14 protein-coding genes and 1 pseudogene are annotated in these 16,349 nt (G+C 71.0%); 6 read left to right on the top strand and 9 right to left on the bottom strand.

What is annotated here, in order from left to right:
- The first annotated feature begins 9 nt into the window (after positions 1-9).
- Both ACN27G_RS26510 and ACN27G_RS26505 read left to right on the top strand, forming a co-directional pair.
- On the top strand, positions 10-789 hold the full coding sequence (locus ACN27G_RS26510; RefSeq protein ID WP_421495459.1) for a glucose 1-dehydrogenase: 780 nt from the start codon (positions 10-12) through the stop codon (positions 787-789).
- Between the two features lie 134 nt (positions 790-923).
- Positions 924-1,259, top strand: coding sequence for a nitroreductase/quinone reductase family protein (locus ACN27G_RS26505; protein ID WP_421495458.1), 336 nt, complete (start codon positions 924-926; stop codon positions 1,257-1,259).
- Positions 1,260-1,265: 6 nt separating this feature from the next.
- Here ACN27G_RS26505 and ACN27G_RS26500 read toward each other — a convergent pair whose 3' ends face one another.
- Positions 1,266-2,183, bottom strand: coding sequence for an RNA polymerase subunit sigma-70 (locus ACN27G_RS26500; protein WP_421495457.1), 918 nt, complete (start codon positions 2,181-2,183; stop codon positions 1,266-1,268).
- On the bottom strand, positions 2,156-3,004 hold the full coding sequence (locus tag ACN27G_RS26495; protein WP_421495456.1) for an alpha/beta hydrolase: 849 nt from the start codon (positions 3,002-3,004) through the stop codon (positions 2,156-2,158). Before ACN27G_RS26495 ends, ACN27G_RS26500 begins: the two co-directional genes overlap by 28 nt.
- Positions 3,005-3,422: 418 nt before the next feature.
- Here ACN27G_RS26495 and ACN27G_RS26490 point away from each other — a divergent pair, with 418 nt between their 5' ends.
- Complete coding sequence (locus tag ACN27G_RS26490) at positions 3,423-4,736, top strand: hypothetical protein (RefSeq protein ID WP_421495455.1); 1,314 nt, start codon at positions 3,423-3,425, stop codon at positions 4,734-4,736.
- Between the two features lie 405 nt (positions 4,737-5,141).
- Here ACN27G_RS26490 and ACN27G_RS26485 read toward each other — a convergent pair.
- Positions 5,142-5,480: pseudogene (locus tag ACN27G_RS26485) on the bottom strand (pectate lyase); the annotation flags it as partial.
- A gap of 186 nt (positions 5,481-5,666) precedes the next feature.
- Between ACN27G_RS26485 and ACN27G_RS26480 the strand changes: the two are divergent.
- Positions 5,667-6,245: a WHG domain-containing protein gene (locus ACN27G_RS26480; protein ID WP_421495454.1), complete on the top strand. Its 579-nt coding sequence runs from the start codon at positions 5,667-5,669 to the stop codon at positions 6,243-6,245.
- Positions 6,245-7,396, top strand: coding sequence for a GDSL-type esterase/lipase family protein (locus ACN27G_RS26475; protein WP_421495453.1), 1,152 nt, complete (start codon positions 6,245-6,247; stop codon positions 7,394-7,396). The genes ACN27G_RS26480 and ACN27G_RS26475 overlap by 1 nt, the downstream gene beginning before the upstream one ends.
- A 50-nt stretch (positions 7,397-7,446) precedes the next feature.
- Here the strand turns inward: ACN27G_RS26475 and ACN27G_RS26470 are convergent, their stop codons facing one another.
- Positions 7,447-8,475 (bottom strand): TerC family protein, encoded by a 1,029-nt coding sequence (locus ACN27G_RS26470; RefSeq protein WP_421497468.1) that lies wholly within the window; start codon positions 8,473-8,475, stop codon positions 7,447-7,449.
- Positions 8,476-8,793: 318 nt separating this feature from the next.
- Here ACN27G_RS26470 and ACN27G_RS26465 point away from each other — a divergent pair, with 318 nt between their 5' ends.
- Positions 8,794-9,759 (top strand): MOSC domain-containing protein, encoded by a 966-nt coding sequence (locus tag ACN27G_RS26465; protein WP_421495452.1) that lies wholly within the window; start codon positions 8,794-8,796, stop codon positions 9,757-9,759.
- Here the strand turns inward: ACN27G_RS26465 and ACN27G_RS26460 are convergent.
- The 5 genes from ACN27G_RS26460 to ACN27G_RS26440 form a co-directional block, all read right to left on the bottom strand.
- Positions 9,710-10,792 carry a saccharopine dehydrogenase family protein gene (locus ACN27G_RS26460; protein ID WP_421495451.1) on the bottom strand — a complete coding sequence of 361 codons (1,083 nt, stop codon included), beginning with the start codon at positions 10,790-10,792 and terminating at the stop codon, positions 9,710-9,712. The genes ACN27G_RS26465 and ACN27G_RS26460 overlap by 50 nt on opposite strands.
- A gap of 66 nt (positions 10,793-10,858) precedes the next feature.
- A complete protein-coding gene (locus ACN27G_RS26455) occupies positions 10,859-11,311 on the bottom strand; it encodes a hypothetical protein (protein WP_421495450.1) in 453 nt (150 codons plus the stop codon).
- Between the two features lie 164 nt (positions 11,312-11,475).
- Positions 11,476-12,966 (bottom strand): NCS1 family nucleobase:cation symporter-1, encoded by a 1,491-nt coding sequence (locus tag ACN27G_RS26450; RefSeq protein WP_421495449.1) that lies wholly within the window; start codon positions 12,964-12,966, stop codon positions 11,476-11,478.
- 251 nt (positions 12,967-13,217) lie between these two features.
- Positions 13,218-15,140: an Hsp70 family protein gene (locus tag ACN27G_RS26445; protein WP_421495448.1), complete on the bottom strand. Its 1,923-nt coding sequence runs from the start codon at positions 15,138-15,140 to the stop codon at positions 13,218-13,220.
- 133 nt (positions 15,141-15,273) lie between these two features.
- Positions 15,274-15,771 carry an Hsp20/alpha crystallin family protein gene (locus tag ACN27G_RS26440; protein ID WP_421495447.1) on the bottom strand — a complete coding sequence of 166 codons (498 nt, stop codon included), beginning with the start codon at positions 15,769-15,771 and terminating at the stop codon, positions 15,274-15,276.
- Between the last annotated feature and the right edge of the window lie 578 nt (positions 15,772-16,349).

The raw sequence follows: 16,349 nt of genomic DNA, 5'->3' as shown, positions 1-16,349 counted from the left end.
GAACCTCTGATGAACCGCTTCGACAACCAGACCGTGCTCGTGACCGGCGGGACCGGTGGCCAGGGCTCGAGCCACGTGCGTGCCTTCCACGCGGAGGGAGCGAACGTGGTGATCGGCGATATCGACGCCGAACGCGGCGCCGCTCTCGCCGCCGAGCTCGGGACCCGTGCCCACTTCACCCGCCTCGACGTCACCGACGAGAGCTCGTGGTCCGCCGCTGTGCTAGCCGCCGAGAGCGCGTTCGGCGCCCTGAACGTGCTCGTCAACAACGCGGGCGTCCAGAACCCGCCAGCGCCGATCGAGAAGACGGACCGGGCCATGTGGTCGCGCATCCTCGACATCAACCTGATGGGGACCTTCCTCGGCATCAAGGTCGCCGCCCCCGCTCTGCGCCGCGCACCAGGAGGAGCCATCGTCAACATCGCCTCGACAATGGGCTTCGGCGGCACGGCGCACTACGCGCCGTACGTCGCCAGCAAGTGGGCCGTACGCGGTCTCACCCAGACGGCAGCGCTCGAGCTCGGCCGGGACCACATCCGCGTGAACACCATCCACCCCGGCGTGATCGCAACCCCCTTCATCCAAGAACCAGCGGCTGGCGCCACCGCGGCAATCGCCGACTTCTACTCACCCGAGCCGTTCGCCATCCCCCGACTCGGAGAGCCGACCGACGTCACCCGACTTCTCCTGTTCCTCACGTCATCCGACGCGTCGTTCATCACGGGGTCGGAGTTCGTCATCGACGGTGGACTCCTCCTCGGACCAGCCCTCAAGGCCGAGACCGCATGAGCAGTCCAGACACGACCGGAGGGGACGACTCCGTACGGGCCGCGTCCCGGTCGCACCTGCCCGATCACATCCGGCGAGCCATCGAGATCACACCCGCCGCAGGCACCAGCGAACGGATCATCGACATCACGACGATGGGGCGCCGAACCGGCCGACCACGCCGCATCGAGATCTTCTTCTACCGAGCCGCGGGCAACACCTACCTGTGCAGCGGCGCCGGCGGGGCCGCCACCGACTGGCATGCGAACCTGCTCGCCAATCCCGACTTCACCTTCCATCTCAAGAACGGAGTCCGGGCGGATCTGCCCGCGCGAGCCACGCCGGTCACCGACCCGGCCGAACGTCAGGCCGTGCTGGCGGAGATCGTCGCGGATCTCAATCAGCCCCATGACCCCGGCACCATCCGGCCGACCCGGCTCGAAGACTGGGCCGACAGCCGGCTGATGCGCATCAGCTTCCACCGCCGGTAGTAATGGCTAGACCCTCGAAGCACCGGCTGTGAAGCGTCGGACGAGCGCAGGGTCACCGAAAACGGTCACGCTGGCGATGCCGTCCTGGCGAGCGTCGAGCACCGCGATGCCGAACGGTTGGCCGTGCAGGTGGGCGGTGACCCCGGGCTGGCCGTTGACGATCACGCGGTCCATCCGCCAGTCGCCGGGGCGACCAACCGCCATGGCGAATACCCGGGAACAACCAGCCACGCCTGCGAACCACCGTCGGTTCGGCAGCAGCTCCAGCCTGACATCCACCCGCAGGACGGCCATCAAGGCATCGACGTTCGCGGTCTCGAACGCGGTCACGTACGCGTCGAGCAGCCGCCGCGCCTGCGGGGAGCTGGGCTCGACGACATCATCGGGACCGAAATCGACCTCGGTCAGCCGGGCGCGGGCGCGTTGCAGGCTGCTCTTCACGGCGGCGACCGACATGTCCATCATCTCGGCGACCTCAGCGGCGGGGAACGCCAGCACGTCGCGGAGCAGCAGCACGGCCCGCTGGGCCGGCGGCAGCGTCTGCATCGCGGCGACCAACGCCAGCCGCAGGTCGGCGCGGTCGCCGGCGAACGGCTCGATCCACGTCTGCGGCGGCAGCACGTCCGGTTGCCCGTCCACGTCGTCGGTGGGTGCGCCGATGCCCGATGGCAGGGCGCGCCGGCCACGATCCCGGGCAGCGTTGAGGCACACATTTGTCGCGATGCGGTGCAGCCACGTCCGCACCGACGACCGCTCCTCGAAGCCGTCCCAGGCGCGCCAGCCGCGCAGATAGGTCTCCTGGACCGCGTCCTCGGCCTCATGCCAGGACCCGAGCATCCGATAACTGTGCGCCAGCAACTCGCCGCGCAGCGGCGCCGCCACCTGCTCGAAATCGCTCACTGGACCAGTGTCGACCGCAGCCACGATCCCGCCTCACCAACCGCCTCGTCGGCCGCGCTCGTGCGACCGGCCGCCATCTGAAATGTGTGGACCTGGTCCGGAAACTCGTCGAGACGGACCTCGACAGCAGCGGCCCGCATCCGCCGAGCCAGCCGTCTGCTGTCGTCCAGCAGCGCCTCCTGGGCACCGACCTGGAGATACGTCGGCGGCAGCCCGCGCAGATCGGCGTGCATCGGCGCCGCCAGCGGATCATGCGGGTCCGCCCCGGCCAGGTAGCCGGCCGCCAGCTCGCGGACCCGTTCCCGGGTGAAGAACGGATCGCTGCCCGTGTCGTACGAGATGCCGTCGGCGTCGAGATCGGTCCATGCCGACATCAGCATCAGCGACGCGGGCATCGGGAGGTCTTCCTCCCGGACGCGTGTCGCGAGGCCGATCGCCAGCGTCGCGCCGCAGGAGTCGCCGATCACGGCGATCGGACCGGCTCCGCTGCCAAGCAGCCACCGGTAGGCCGCCGTCACGGTGTCGAGCTGACTGGGGAACACGTGCTCGGGCACGAGGCCGTACTCAACGGCGAACGTGTTCAGCCCGGCCGCCCGCGCCAGGTGACCAAACATCCGGCGATGAGTGGCCCCCGAACCGCTGATGAAACCGCCGCCGTGGATCGCCAGGATCACCGGCCCGACCGGGGCATCCGGCGGACGCAGCCACAGCCCGGCCGGCGCGTCCACGCGCACGGTCTCTACGCCGTCCGGCTCCGTGGCCAGCGTCTTCCAGGCCGGGCTCTGCTCACCCCGTGCCCACGCCTCCCACAGTGCGCGGTTGGGGTCCCTCGTCGTTGTGGTCATGACGGATAGACCCCGGGCGAGCCGGAAAGGAATCGGTCCCGCCGGAGTCGGCAGACACGCAACTCCCTGACCACCACCGCAGCAGAGCATGCCCAAGTACCCGCCGAGGGTCCGGTCGGGGCGGCGACCCGCGTGTGACGTCGAGCGGCGATCATCCCGGCCATCCGAGCGCGGCTTGTAAGGAGGCCTGACGGGGTGTCCGGTGCGGGCCGCGAGGTCGCCGCCGTGATTCCGGGCTGGCTACGAGGAGATCAAAGCCGTGGTCACTACGACTACTTGGCGGAGCCGGAGGCCGTGAACGCGGAACTGCTTCGCTTCCCGCGCCGAGCGTGCCCGGGTCAGCTGCCGTCGAGGCTCCGGCGCGGCGCGGAGAGCAGCCCGGCCTTGTGCACCATGATCGCCGCCTGCACCCGGTTGGGTGGCCCGTGACGAGGCCACCGGTGTCGGGCAGATCCTGGCCACCACCACGCTGGGGCGCGCGCCGTATCTGGTCGGCAAGTTCATCAGCAACTTCGCCGTGCTGGCCTCGATGACCGGTGCGCTGGCCGTCACCGCGCTGGCCATGCAGCTCTGGCGGGGTGAGGACCGCAGCGTCGACCCGATCGCGCTGATCACCCCGTTCCTGCTGATCACGCTTCCGGTGCTGGCGGTCACCGCCGCCGCGGCGGTGCTGTTCGAGACCGTGCCGGGGCTCCGCGGCGGTGTCGGCAACCTCGTCTGGGTCTTCCTCTGGATGGCGAGCAGCGTCTTCCTGCAGTCCGGCAGGGGCAACGACGTCCTCGGCCTCAAGCTGGTGACGGACTCGATGCAGGCCGACATCGCGCGGCAGTTCCCCGGGGCCAGGGCGGCGGAGTTCGGCGTGGGACTGGTCGAGAGAGAATCGCCGCTGGTCCCGTTCGCCTGGTCCGGCGCGGACTTCTGGGGCGCGTTCGCGGCGCAACGGCTCGTCGTGCTCGGCGTCGCGCTGGGGCTGGCCCTACTGGGCAGCATCTGGTTCCACCGTTTCGACCCGGCCCGCGGTGGTCCGCGCCGGCGGTTCCGCGGCCCCGTCGGGGCGGAGCCGCCGGCGGCCGAGACGGTGACCCCGAAGGCGGTGCCGCACCTCGAGGTCAGACGGCCGGCGACACCGGCCGTTCCCGGCTCGAGCGTCCTGCAGCTGATCCGGGCCGAGACCCGCAATCTGCTCGCCGGTGCGAGCTGGTGGTGGTGGGGCGTCGCGGCCGGTCTCAGTGGGATCGCCGCGGTGGTGTCGACCGAGAGTGTCGCTCCGGTCGCGCTCGCGCTGTGCTGGGTCTGGCCGACGCTGGTGTGGTCCCGCCTGGGTTCGCAGGAAAGCGAGCACGAGATGACCGGCACGCTCGCCGCCTACCCGGGCCGGCGCCGGCGGTTGCTGTCCTCGTGGGCCGCCGGCGCGGTGCTGGCCTCCGTGGTCGGCGCGGTAGCCCTGATCCGGCTGCTCGTCGCCGGCGATCTGGCCGGTGTGGCCGCCTGGGTGGGTGGCGCCTTGTTCATCCCGGCGCTGGCGCTGCTCCTCGGCACGTCGTCGCGGTCGTCGCGGCCGTTCCAGGTGATCTACCTGCTGCTGTGGTACCTGGTGTTCAACGGCGCCGCCGAGGTCGACTACATGGGCGCCGTCAAGGACGGTCCGAACCCGGCTCTGGTGGTCGCCGCCGGAATTGCATTCGTTCTCGCTGCCGTAGCCACCGCGGAGGCTCGGCACGCTCGCCGGTGACCAACAAATATGTCGTCGCCGGGCCCGCCGCCCGGCAACGTCCGGTCGACCTGTTCCGGTCACGCCCGGTACAGCAAGATCTGCGGTGGCCGGACGGAGCTGGAGGAACATGCCCGCCGCCTTGGCGGGGTAGCCCTGCCCGCACTGTCTCTGATCGCCCACGCCCATCTCTGGAAGGAGAACCGCACGCAGCGATCGTGGCCAACTTGGATGGTCGGCGGCGGTGCGGCTGATGTGAATACCTCCTGACCCGCGCCGGCTGCCTGATCGGACACCGCCGCCGTTCCCGCTTCGTGGCATTGCTGACTCGACGCGCCCAGCCCGATCCTTCGTCGGGCTGGGCCGCCCCGAACTCGATCTCGGGACGGCCCAGTTGATGCCGTGGTGCTGCGATACGGCGTCCGATCAGACGCTGATCCGACCAGCCCCGGCGCCCGCCGTTACGACGGCCTTGACGTTGCAGGCGGCGTCCATCTGATACGAATACGGGATGTTGGCGACGCTGCCGCCGGCCTGCCCCCCGCCTGAGTTGACAAAGCAGTTGTTACGGGCCACCAGGGAGCCCGGGCCGGACGAGCCCTCACCCAGGTGGTAAGGGTCGTCGGTGTTCTCGAAGTAGTTGCCCTCGACGAGGACGCCGGCCCCCATGGTGGAGGCGACGCCGTAGCCGCCGACGTTGCTGTAGAGGTTGTTGTACACGTGCACCGGGTTGCCGAAGCGGACTCGGGGGTGGCGCTGGTTGGATATGTGATCATGAGTTGCCCCCGAAAGCCCTTCGGTGACGTCTGCTCGTGATCGCGTCGACGGGCGCGCCGGGGGCGGGGGTCGGAGGGCCAGGGTTTCGTTGACGCCGCGTTCCGCCAGTACCTCGGCGCGGGTAGCCCAACCTAAAGCTTTTAGGTTTCTGTCTACTGGCTGTAGGCTGTGGGCGTGGGACGAGCGAACCTGACCTCGGCGGTCGTCGTCGCGGCGGCGGCGGAGCTGGCGGACCGAGAGGGATTCGACGCCATCACCCTGTCGGCGCTGGCCCGCCGCTTCGGGGTGCAGACCGCGAGTCTCTACTCACACGTCCGCGATCGCTCCTCCCTGCTCGACAGCGTGCACGAACTGGCACTCGGCGAGCTCGCCGACCGCATCGCGATCTCCATCGGCGGTCGTTCGGGGCGGGACGCGCTCGTCGCTCTCGCCGACGCACACCGCGACTATGCCCGCCAGTTCCCCGGTCGCTGGAGCGCTCTGCAACGCCCGGCTGCGGCATCGACCGTTCACTCGGACGCGGCCGGCCGCGTCGTCGCGCTCACCCTGGCGGTGCTCCGTGGCTACCAGCTGCCCGGGACCGAGCTCGTGCACGCCACCCGGCTGCTCGGCGCAACCATCAACGGCTTCCTGTCGCTCGAGGCGAGCGGCAGCATGGGGCACCGCGAGCCCGCGACCGAGGTGTCCTGGCGGCGAGCGCTGGATGCGCTCGACACGGCTTTCCGCTGCTGGCCGACCGGAGGAAAATCCTGATGCCTGCCCTACTCAGACACTTCCCCGAGCTTCTCCGCGGCGTCGCCGAGGTCGAGGTCACCCCGCGCGGCGTCCGGCCACACCGGCTGCCCGCCTGGGTACGGGAGCAGTTCCCGGACGGACAGCTGCTGTCGATGGAGAGTCAGCCGTCCGGCGTACGCATCGTGTTCCGCACGGCGGCAAGCGCGGTCGAACTGGTGACCCACCCGACCCGGATCGCCTACGTGGGCACCGGGCGACCGCGTGGGCGCATCGACGTCTACGCCGACGGCGAGCTCGTCGTTCGCGACGTGCTGGACGGCGGCGACCGGTTCGAGGTCGACCTCACCAGTGGCCAGACTGCCTTCCTGCCCGGGGAGGCGCACACGACCACGGTTTCCGGTCTGCCCGCGGGCCACCACCGGATCGAGATCTGGCTGCCGCACAACGAGTCCGTCGAACTGATCGAGTTGCGGGCCGACGCCGCGATCGAGCCGGACGACGCCAGGCTCCCGCTGTGGGTGCATCACGGCAGTTCGATCAGTCAGGGCTCGAACGCGCTGGCGCCGAGCGAGATCTGGCCGGCCGTCGCCGCCCGTCATGCCGGTGTCGAGCTACGCAACCTCGGCCTGGGCGGCAGCGCGCTGGTCGATCCGTTCCTGGCCCGCGTGATCCGCGACGCCCCGGCCGACTACATCAGCATCAAGCTCGGCATCAACGTCGTGAATCTCGACGTGATGCGGCTACGTGCCTTCGTCCCCGCCGTCCACGGCTTCCTCGACACGATCCGTGACGGGCATCCGGAGGTCCCGCTGCTCCTGATCTCGCCCCTGTTCTGCGGTATCCACGAGGAGACTCCCGGCCCGGGTGCGATCGACCCCGTCTCGATCGGCACCGGCCAGGTGCGTTTCCTCGCGACCGGAACGCCTGAGGACGTCACGCTGGGACGCCTGACGCTCCAGGTCATCCGGCGCGAGTTGCGCTCGCTGACCGACCGGCGCGCAGCCGACAAGAACCTGCATCACCTTGACGGCACCTCGTTGTACGGCGCGGCCGATGCCGCCGAGCTCCCGTTACCGGATGGCCTGCACCCGAGTCCCGGGGCCCACCAGCAGATCGGCACCCGGTTCGCCGAGTACGCCTTCACCGGTGCCGGCCCGTTCGCCCGGTGACCCCGGTTCACCGCCAGCCGGACCGGCCACTGTAGGCACTCGTCGAGCCGCTAGCCGTCCGATCCCTGGCGCCGTCGCGTCCGGGTCTCCGCCGAGCGCGGCTTTCCCCGGGTGACGACGCTGGCGTGGGCGCGGGCGGCGGGGTCGCGGCGTACCTTGAGCAGGCTGGCAATGGTGGTGATGGTGAGCACGCCGATGATGACGGCCAGCGAGACCGGGGTGGAGATCTCCGGCACGCCGGGGTCCAGGGCGACGTGCGCCCAGTGCAGGACGAGCTTGACCCCGATGAACGCGAGGATCAACGCCAGCCCGACCGAGAGGTAGACCAGCCGGTCGAGCAACCCGGTGACCAGGAAATACAGGGCTCGCAGCCCGAGCAGGGCGAACGCGTTGGCCACGAAGACGATGTAGGGCTCGTCGGTCACGCCGAACACCGCCGGGATGGAGTCCAGGGCGAACAGGATGTCGGTCCCGCCGATGGCGATCAGCACGACGAACAGCGGAGTCAACACCCGACGTCCGTCCAGCCGGGTGATCAGCCGGCCGCCGTCGTACTCGTCGGTGACCGGCAGCAGCCGTCGGGTGGCACGGACCAGGACGTTGTTTTCGACGTCGGGGTCCTGGTCACGGTGCCGGAACAGTTGGAGCGCGGTCCAGATCAGCAGCAGGCCGAAGATCAGGAACATGAACGAGAAGAACGCCAGCAGCGTCGCGCCGAGCGCGATGAAGATCACGCGCAGGATCAGAGCGACGATGATGCCGAAGGTGAGCACCTTGTGCTGGTGCTCCTGCGGCACGGCGAACGTCGACACGATGATCACGAAGACGAACAGGTTGTCGACGGAGAGGCTCTTCTCGACGACGTAGCCGGCGAAGTACTCGGTGCCGTAGCCCCAACCGACGATGCCGGCGAGAACCAGGCCGAAGATCACTGCCACGGTGATATAGAACGCCGACCATGCGATCGCCTCCCGGAAGCCGACCGCATGTGGCCGTACGACGCCGACGAGCAGGTCCAGGGCCAGCAGGCCCAGAATGACCGCGACCGTCAAAGTCCAGCCCAGCGCGGTGACTCCCATTGGTTCAACCTCCACTCGTTCAGGATGCCGCCGGTGCCGGGCCGCCCGCAGCCCTTCTTCGTCGATGGGTTCTCCTCCGTACCCGGTAGGGCCAGGACCTCGATCCACCCGACTTGCCGGCAGAAGGCCACGGTGCCGGTGACCGACCGGGTGGTCAACAGCCACGCCCACGGGCGTCCACAATCTCCTTGACTCCGACGCCGGGCCTGCCGAAACTGGCGGGACCGGGGTCGAGAGGCGCTGCGACGGGCTCTGCCCGCCACGCTCGATCCCCGCCGTCGACGGACGAAGGGCGCCTCCACGTGGAGGAGTCCGCTGGTGTCCGACCCGATTCCGGCTCACGTCGGCAACGGCGTCGTCGTTGAGCTGATCACCTATCCGATCAAGGGATGCGCCGGCGTCTCCCTCCAAAGGGCGGTGGTGACCCCGGCCGGCCTCGCCCACGACCGCAGCTTCATGGTCGTCGACCCGGCCGGCGTCTTCCGCAGCCAGCGGCGCGATCCACGGCTCGCGCTGATCCGGCCGGACATCAGTGCGGACGGCGGGCACCTGACGCTGTCCGCGCCGGACTGCGAGCCACTGCGCCTGACGGTGGACATCGACGCGGCCAGGCGGGACGTGCTGCTGTTCGGCGCACCGCTGCGTGGTATCGACCAGGGTGACGTCGTCGCCGGCTGGCTGTCGCAGGCGCTGGGCGTGCCGAGCAGGCTGGTGCGGGTGCCGCCGGAGCACGACCGGCGTACCGACGGGGAGACTCCGGGAACCTCCGGGTACGCCGACAGCTCGGCGATCCATCTGCTGTCCCGAGCCTCCGTGGAGTCGCTCAACGAGCGGCTGCGCGCCGGTGGTGCCGGGGCGCTGCCGACCAGCCGGTTCCGTCCCAACATCGTGGTGGACGGGTGGCCGGGGCCGCACACCGAGGACCACCTCCGGCACGTCTCGGTGGGCAGCGCCGAGTTGGGCTTCGCCAAGCGTGCCGCCCGTTGCGCGGTCACCGCCGTCGACCAGAAGCGCGGAGTGCGGACCGGGCCCGAGCCGCTGCGTACCCTGGCCGCCTACCGTCGTTTTCCGGACGGGGTGGTGCTCGGTGTCAAATTCGCTGTCACACGCCCCGGCGAGATCGGGGTCGGTGCCGGACTGGTCGTCGGCCGCTGGGCCCCGGACGCCGACGACCGGCGCGTCCCGGCCCGGCCGGCGTCGCACGACGCACCTGACTCCCACCGGGGCACGGTCGCTATCGCCGAGCGAGGTGGAGGGCGAGATGCCGCGTCGGCAACTCGTTGAGGAACGCCTCGGCATCGACGAACTGGTCGATGTGTCGCACCCCGGCCGGCGTACGGCCGAGGTAGACCCGGCGGGCGACCTGTGCCGTCACGATGCCGGTCGCCCGGCACTCCTGCCGCCCGGTCACGGCGCCGCACACCCGTTCCCCGTCCGGGCCGATGGCCGTCGCCTGCACCGCGAACCGGTCGGTGCCGGTGCCGAGCCGGGACAGCGCCCTGGTCCGCAGGGGGGTCGCGCCGAGCCTGCACAGCGCGGCGAAGAAGCCGGCGGCGCGCAGCCCGAAGGCGACGGCGGTGACCGCCCGGGAGTCGAAGCAGATCCTGGTCGTAACCGGGACGCCGAGCGTCGCGGTCAGGGTGGACTGGTCGGAGAAGGGAAACCAGTGCACGGTACGGCGGCCGAGATCCGGTAGCGCGGCCACTGCCCGGGACGGTGTGCCGGGTGCGGGCCGGACCGGTTCGCCGAGACGCTCGACCGTCCACCTGACCGAGTCCGGACCATGGTCGCCGGCCGTGCCCAGCAGGACGGCGAGGTCGACGGCGCGCGCCGACGGCAACCGGTCGACGCAGTACCGGGCCAGGACGTTGGTCAACCCGGGGGCGAGCCCGACGCTCAACGCGGCCGTGGCGCCGTGCGCGACGGCGAGCGCGTCGAGCCGGCCGATCGATTCCAGTACCGAGGCGGTGGCGCTGACGTCGACATAGCCGATGCCGCGCTGGAGGCAGGCCCGGGCCAGGGTCTCGTTGTTGCGCTCGACGCACATCACCACGACGCGGGTGCCCCGCAACATCCGCTCGATGCCGGCCGCCCGGTCGATGTCGACCGCCTCGGCGAGCAGGGCCGCCGTAGGGGCGAGCGCGGTCAGTGCGCGTGCCCGTTCCAGGCTCCGGCCGGCGACGACGACGCGGCCGGGACACCACTTCCCGAGGGTCTGCGCCACGATCCGTCCGACGGCGCCGTAGCCGCCGACCACGACGATGCGCCCGTCGGTGCCTGTCCCGCCGGCCGGTGCGCCCGGCGACTCGTCCCGCATCTCTCGAATCCCCCCTCACCGTCTGCTGCGGACGCGGGACCCTGCCCGGTCGGGCCGCCTGCCTGGTCAGGCCGCGTGCGCGGGACGACGGAGCATGGTGAAGCCGACGCCGATGGCGACCAGCAGCGTCAGCACTCCGGTGCTCTGGAAGAAGACGTCCTGTGAGACCACGGCATCACTGCCGGCCGGATAGAGCCGCTGGACCGCGTCCCCGTCACCGGCCCAGCGGAGGATCACGTGGAGGGTGTGGTTGAAGCCACCCTCGTACAGGCCGAGGAATCCGATCCAGACGACGACCACGAGGAGCCGGTACGCCCGCCCCGCCCACCGCCGGGCCGTACCCAGCCGATACAGCCCGAGGGTGCCGACGAGGAGCAGGGTGAAGACGAGGGCGATGACGCCGCGTTCGGGGCTGTCGAAGGCGATACCGCCGTAGAGGTGGTGCACGAAGGTGACCGCCCACAGGACCACGAGCAGCGCGGCGCCCGCGTCGAGGGGTGGTCTCGTCGTCTTCGCCATGGTCTGCTCCCCGAGGTCGGCACCGCGACCGGCACCCGGCCACGAAGCCGTGGACCGGAACCGGCTCGCCCCAGTCTGACCAGCTGATCCTCACGGCACCAATGCATATCTGTCGGAGCGGCCATGCGTGGCTCGCATGCCTCGGACGGCTTCGGCGCCGGCGGTCAGCTCGCCGCCACCGTCGACCGGTGCGTGCGCATGACGAGGACGTGGAGCACGGCACCGATGATCGCGCCGATCACCCAGGCGAACCCGCTCAGCTCGGCCAGCCACGGGACCCAGACCGCGGCCACCGAGAAGACGGCGGCGACCAGGAACGCGCCGACGGCCCGCAGGTTCCAGCCTGCGGTGTAGTGGTAGCGGCCGGCGGGATCCATGCTGTACATGTCGTGGACGCGCAGCGTACGGCGCTGGACGACGTAGTGGTCGGCGACGAGGATCCCGTAGAGCGGGGCGAGCACGGCGCCGAGGGTGTCGACGAACTTCGGCAGTCCGATCTGGTCGATCACCGCCACCCAGAGGGCGCCGATGACGAAGCCGAAGACCGCCGTCAGGTAGCCACCGCGCTTGAAGCTGATCCGCTGCGGCGCCAGGTTCGACAGGTCGTAGGCGGGCGGGATGAAGTTGGCGACCAGGTTGATGCCGATCGTCGCGACCAGGAACGTCAGCGCGGCCACCACGGTGAGTGCGGTGTTGCCGACCTGGCCGACGATGGCGGCCGGGTTCGTCTGGGGCTCACCCTGGCCGTCCTGATAGACGACGTACGCCCCGGCGGTGATGAAGAGCGAGAGGAAGGTGAAGAACGCGAGGCTGACCGGCAGGCCGGTGAAGTTGCCGATCTTCATGCCGCGCACGTTCCTGGAGAACCGGGAGAAGTCGCCGAAGTTGATGATGACGGCGGAGAAGTACGCCACCATCGTGCCGACCACGCCGAGGAACGCGGTGACGGCGGCCCAGCCCTGGACGTCGGCACTGCTGAAAATGGTGCCGACGGCGGGCAGCAGTTCGTCGCCGGCCTGCACCCAGATCGCCACCAGCAGCAGCGTCATCACGACGTAGACGGCGGGGCCGGCGATGTTGAGGAACCGCTCGATCCAGGCGATGCCCCGGACGAAGAGCAGGATCTGGATCGCCGCCACGATCAGGTACGAGATCCAGTCGACCCCGGTCATCCCGAGCACCTCCGCGCCGCCCGGGGTGCCGAGGAGCGCGTTCAGCGCCAGCGCCACGGCAGTGGAGGCGAAGTAGGTCTGGGCGCCGTACCAGAAGATCGCGACGATTCCCCGGACCAGCGCCGGAAACATCGCGCCGCGCACTCCCATCCCGCTACGGGCCATCACCGCGTACGGGATGCCGTACCGGACGCTGGGCACGCCGGTGAGGTTGACCAGGTAGTTCACGAAGAGGCCGGCGAGGACGATCGCCGCGAAGACCCACCAGCCGTTGATCCCGGCGGTGATGAAGAGGCTCGCCGCCAGGGTGTAGCCGGCGAGGCTCTGCACGTCGTTGGTCCAGACGTTGAAGATCTCGAACCAACCCCACCGGCGCCGGTCTTCGGGCAGCGGCGCCAGGTCGGCGTTGTGCAGGTCGGGGTGGGGGTCGGCACCGACGGCGAGCGGGTCGTGCGGCGCGACGGTGCGGGTCTCGGCGGACACGGCTCCTCCTGGCATGTCTACCTGCCGACCGACCGGTCACGACGTCGGCGGCGCCCGGGATGCGGCGCCGGCCCGGCGGGACGGGGATCGGACAGTCGTCCTACGGAGCAGGTCCACGCTAGAACCCGACGGGAGCGGGTCGAGTGTTACAAATGTAAATCGTTCGTTTCGGTCGCCCGTACGCGCGCGGTCCGGGCCGCCACCGCGAGGGCTCCCGACCACCCGCCAGCCGCTCAACTCCGCAGTCGTGGTCAGCGGACCCGTATCCACTCGCTGGCGCCGTTGCCGAAGAACCGCATCCGGTCGCCGGTGCAGATGTATTCGCTCGGCTCCAGCAGCAGCGACAGTTCGCTGCTGGCGTTGCGCTTGCTTCCCCGGTAGAACACCATCGTCCCGTTGGCCCGCACGTCGCTGACGTATTCCAGGCCGTTGCGGTGGTAGACGTTCGCCGACACGGTGCCCCGGATCCGGTGCCGCCACCGTACGCCGTTGACCGTCGCCGTCGAGTCCTTGCTCTTGTTGAAGTCCATCGTCACCCGGCCGTTCGCGGCGTACGTCTGCAGCACGCCGGTGCCGCCGGTGAACTGCACCTCGTTGCCGTCGATCCGGTTGATCGACTGGTCGCTGACACTCCGCCAGACCCCGACCAGGCAACTGTCCACCCCGGCCGCCGTCACGCTGGGCGTGGCGGCGGGGGTGGGTGACGGGCTCGGGCTCGGCGACGCGGAGGAGCCGGATCCGGCTCCTCCGGCCCGGTCGCCGGATCCCTGCGGGAGGCCGCTGGCGGCGAGGGCGGCGACGGTGACCGCGCCCAGGATGCCGGCGACCGCCGCACCCGCCCCGGCGACCCTGGCCCGCCGCGACCGCCGTAGCGTGCCCCAGCGGCCGGACCACCCGGCCGGGACACCGGCGACGCCGGTGCCGCCAGGGCCACCGCCCGACAGCACACCGGCGGCGGGCGTCACACCCGCGGCGGATGGCACACCGGCGGCGGGGATCGCAGCGGCGGTGGGTGGTGCGGCGGCATCCGGCGGCACCTCGCCGGCCGGCGGGGCGTCGGCCGTGGTCGGCGGGGTGGCCGTTGCCACCGTGGCGGTCCCGGTGGAACCGGGTGGGATGCGCAGGCTTCCCTCCGCCACGACCAGTTCGGGTTGCTCCACGACGCTGGGAGCGATCTGCAGCGCCCGGTGCAGCGCGGTGGCGACCGCCGGCATCCGGCTGGAGCCGCCGGAGAGGAAGACCGCGGCCACGGAGTCCCCACTCTCCACCCGGCCGAGCAGCGTGCGGGTGGTCGCCACGGTACGGCTGATCACCGGGGCGGCCAGCTCCTCCAGCTCCTCCCGGCCCAGCGGCATCTCCACGTCGAAGAGTGGCACGTGGATCAGCGTGCTGGTGGCGCGGGTCAGCATCTCCTTGCCGGCCCGTGCGTTGACCCACAGTTGCTGGCTCGCCCGCCGGTCCGAGGTGGTCTCCGGGCTGGTCAGCCGAGCCCAGGTGGCCGCGTCCCGGCCGCCGACGGTGGTGCCGATCCGGTCCACGATGGCGGCGTCGATGTCGAGGCCGCCGCAGTCGGTGAGCCCCTCGGTCGCCAGCACCTCGAAGCCGTCCGCACCGCGGCGTACCACGGTCACGTCGAAGGTGCCGGCACCGAAGTCGTAGACCACGGCGCACCGCCCGACCGGCAGGTCCCGGCCGGCCACCTCGACGAAGAAGTTGGCGGCGGCGACCGGCTCGGCGACCAGCCGCACGGTCGGCAGCACCCTGCCGGCCGCGGCCAGCAGGGTGCCCCGGCGGTGCGCGCCCCAGGCGGCCGGATAGGTCAGCACCGCCTCGGTGACCGGCTCGCTGGTGATCAGGCGCGCCTCGCTGGCGACCCGGCGCAGCGGTGCGGCGAAGAGGTCCTCGACCGACATCTCCCGGCCGCCGAGCAGCACCGTGCCCTCGTCGACGCAGCGCTTGGGATAGGGCTCGTAGGAGTGCGGCAGGGAGAGCGCGGTGTGCAGGGCGTCCTGGCCGACCAGCAGCCGTTCACCGGTGTCGGCGCAGACGGCCGACCGCAACAGCGGCGATCCGTCGAAGAGCAGCGGCCGGGGGTCCCGACCCGGCTGGGCCAGGACCGCGACCGTGTTGTAGGTGCCGAAGTCGATGCCGAGTCTCGCGCCTGCCCCACGCACAGCACACACGGTACGGGAGCGGCACACCACCGTGGTCGCCTGTTCGGCGCGTCCTGGAGGGGTGCGGTGACGGCGTGGGCCCGGCCGGAATCCGGCCGGGCCCACTGGTGCGAGAGGGGTCGGTGTACGGGGATCAGGCCGCGGGCCGCCCGTCGCCCGACCCGAGGGCCGGGGTGGCCGGGCTGCCGGAGGTGACGGCGATCCGCCGGGCGCCGGTGGTGCCGTCCGCGTACGCCCCGGCGACCCGGACCTGGAGCACGCCCGCGTCGTAGGAGGCGGTGACCGCCTCCGCCGTCACGTGCGTGGGGAGCCGGAAGCTGCGCCGGAACGAGCCGTAGCGGACCTCGCGCAGGCTGCGGCCGTCGCGCTCCTCGGCCCGCTCGTCGCGGCGCTCGCCACGGACGACCAGCCGGCCGGAGTCCACCTCCACGGTCACGTCGTTCTCCACGTCGATGCCGGGCAGCTCGACCCGGACCACCGCGTCGTCACCGTCGCGGTCGATCTCGGCGGCCGGGGTGAAGCCGGCCGGCCGGGCGGTCGGCCAGGTCGTGGCCGAGCCGAAGGCGTTGCGCACCAGGGCGTCGAACTCCGCGAACGGGTCCCGCCGGGTCCACAGCGACAAGGTGCTCATGGTGCTCTCCTCGGGTGCTATGTGGCCGGTCGTCCCGACCGGCATCCAGTACAACTTGAGCCGACCCGACTCAATTCCCGTCGGCCGAAAATTCCGGTCAGGACGTCGCCGGGCGCGCGGGCCGGCGCACCGGCCGGCGCTGTGCGGTGAGCCCGCCGATGTGTGGCGCGGGGTCCGGCGGTGTCTGGCGGGCGTGGTGGGACGCGGGGGCCGCTGTCGCCGCCCGGCCGTGCGGCTCCGCCGGGCCGTCCGACCGGGCCGTCCGACCGGGCCGCTCGCCGGGGCGGGCCGGGCGATTCCGATTCGGATCTTACTTGTAGAGAAACGGGTCGCGTCGGCTCCGTCGACGGCGGAGCCGAGTCAGGCGGCGTACGGCGGATAGCACTGACCTCAACGATCGCGGCCAAACCATTTTTCCCCCGTGGGGTGTGTGGTGGGGACTGGTGGTGGGACCGCTAACATCCCTGCCCGAAAATATCGCCTCCGATCGACCGTCGGCAACACCCGCTCCGGACCGTCCTGATGGCTCACCCGACCGGAGCGCAACGCTCCAGGCTCGGCGGGGAGCGCGTGGGAGC

The organism is Plantactinospora sp. WMMB334, assembly GCF_049179095.1.
Lineage (GTDB): Bacteria > Actinomycetota > Actinomycetes > Mycobacteriales > Micromonosporaceae > Plantactinospora.
The sequence above is the reverse complement of the archived record's forward strand: the minus strand, read 5'-3'. Positions and strand labels throughout refer to the sequence as shown.

What these genes read in the sequence shown, in the direction of transcription:
- ACN27G_RS26475 (WP_421495453.1), top strand. Translation starts at nt 6,245, where the DNA reads ATGCCTGCCCTACTCAGACACTTCCCCGAGCTTCTCCGCGGCGTCGCC.
- ACN27G_RS26505 (WP_421495458.1), top strand. Translation starts at nt 924, where the DNA reads ATGGGGCGCCGAACCGGCCGACCACGCCGCATCGAGATCTTCTTCTAC.
- ACN27G_RS26440 (WP_421495447.1), bottom strand. Translation starts at nt 15,771, where the DNA reads ATGAGCACCTTGTCGCTGTGGACCCGGCGGGACCCGTTCGCGGAGTTC.
- ACN27G_RS26470 (WP_421497468.1), bottom strand. Translation starts at nt 8,475, where the DNA reads ATGGGAGTCACCGCGCTGGGCTGGACTTTGACGGTCGCGGTCATTCTG.
- ACN27G_RS26460 (WP_421495451.1), bottom strand. Translation starts at nt 10,792, where the DNA reads ATGCGGGACGAGTCGCCGGGCGCACCGGCCGGCGGGACAGGCACCGAC.
- ACN27G_RS26510 (WP_421495459.1), top strand. Translation starts at nt 10, where the DNA reads ATGAACCGCTTCGACAACCAGACCGTGCTCGTGACCGGCGGGACCGGT.
- ACN27G_RS26455 (WP_421495450.1), bottom strand. Translation starts at nt 11,311, where the DNA reads ATGGCGAAGACGACGAGACCACCCCTCGACGCGGGCGCCGCGCTGCTC.
- ACN27G_RS26495 (WP_421495456.1), bottom strand. Translation starts at nt 3,004, where the DNA reads ATGACCACAACGACGAGGGACCCCAACCGCGCACTGTGGGAGGCGTGG.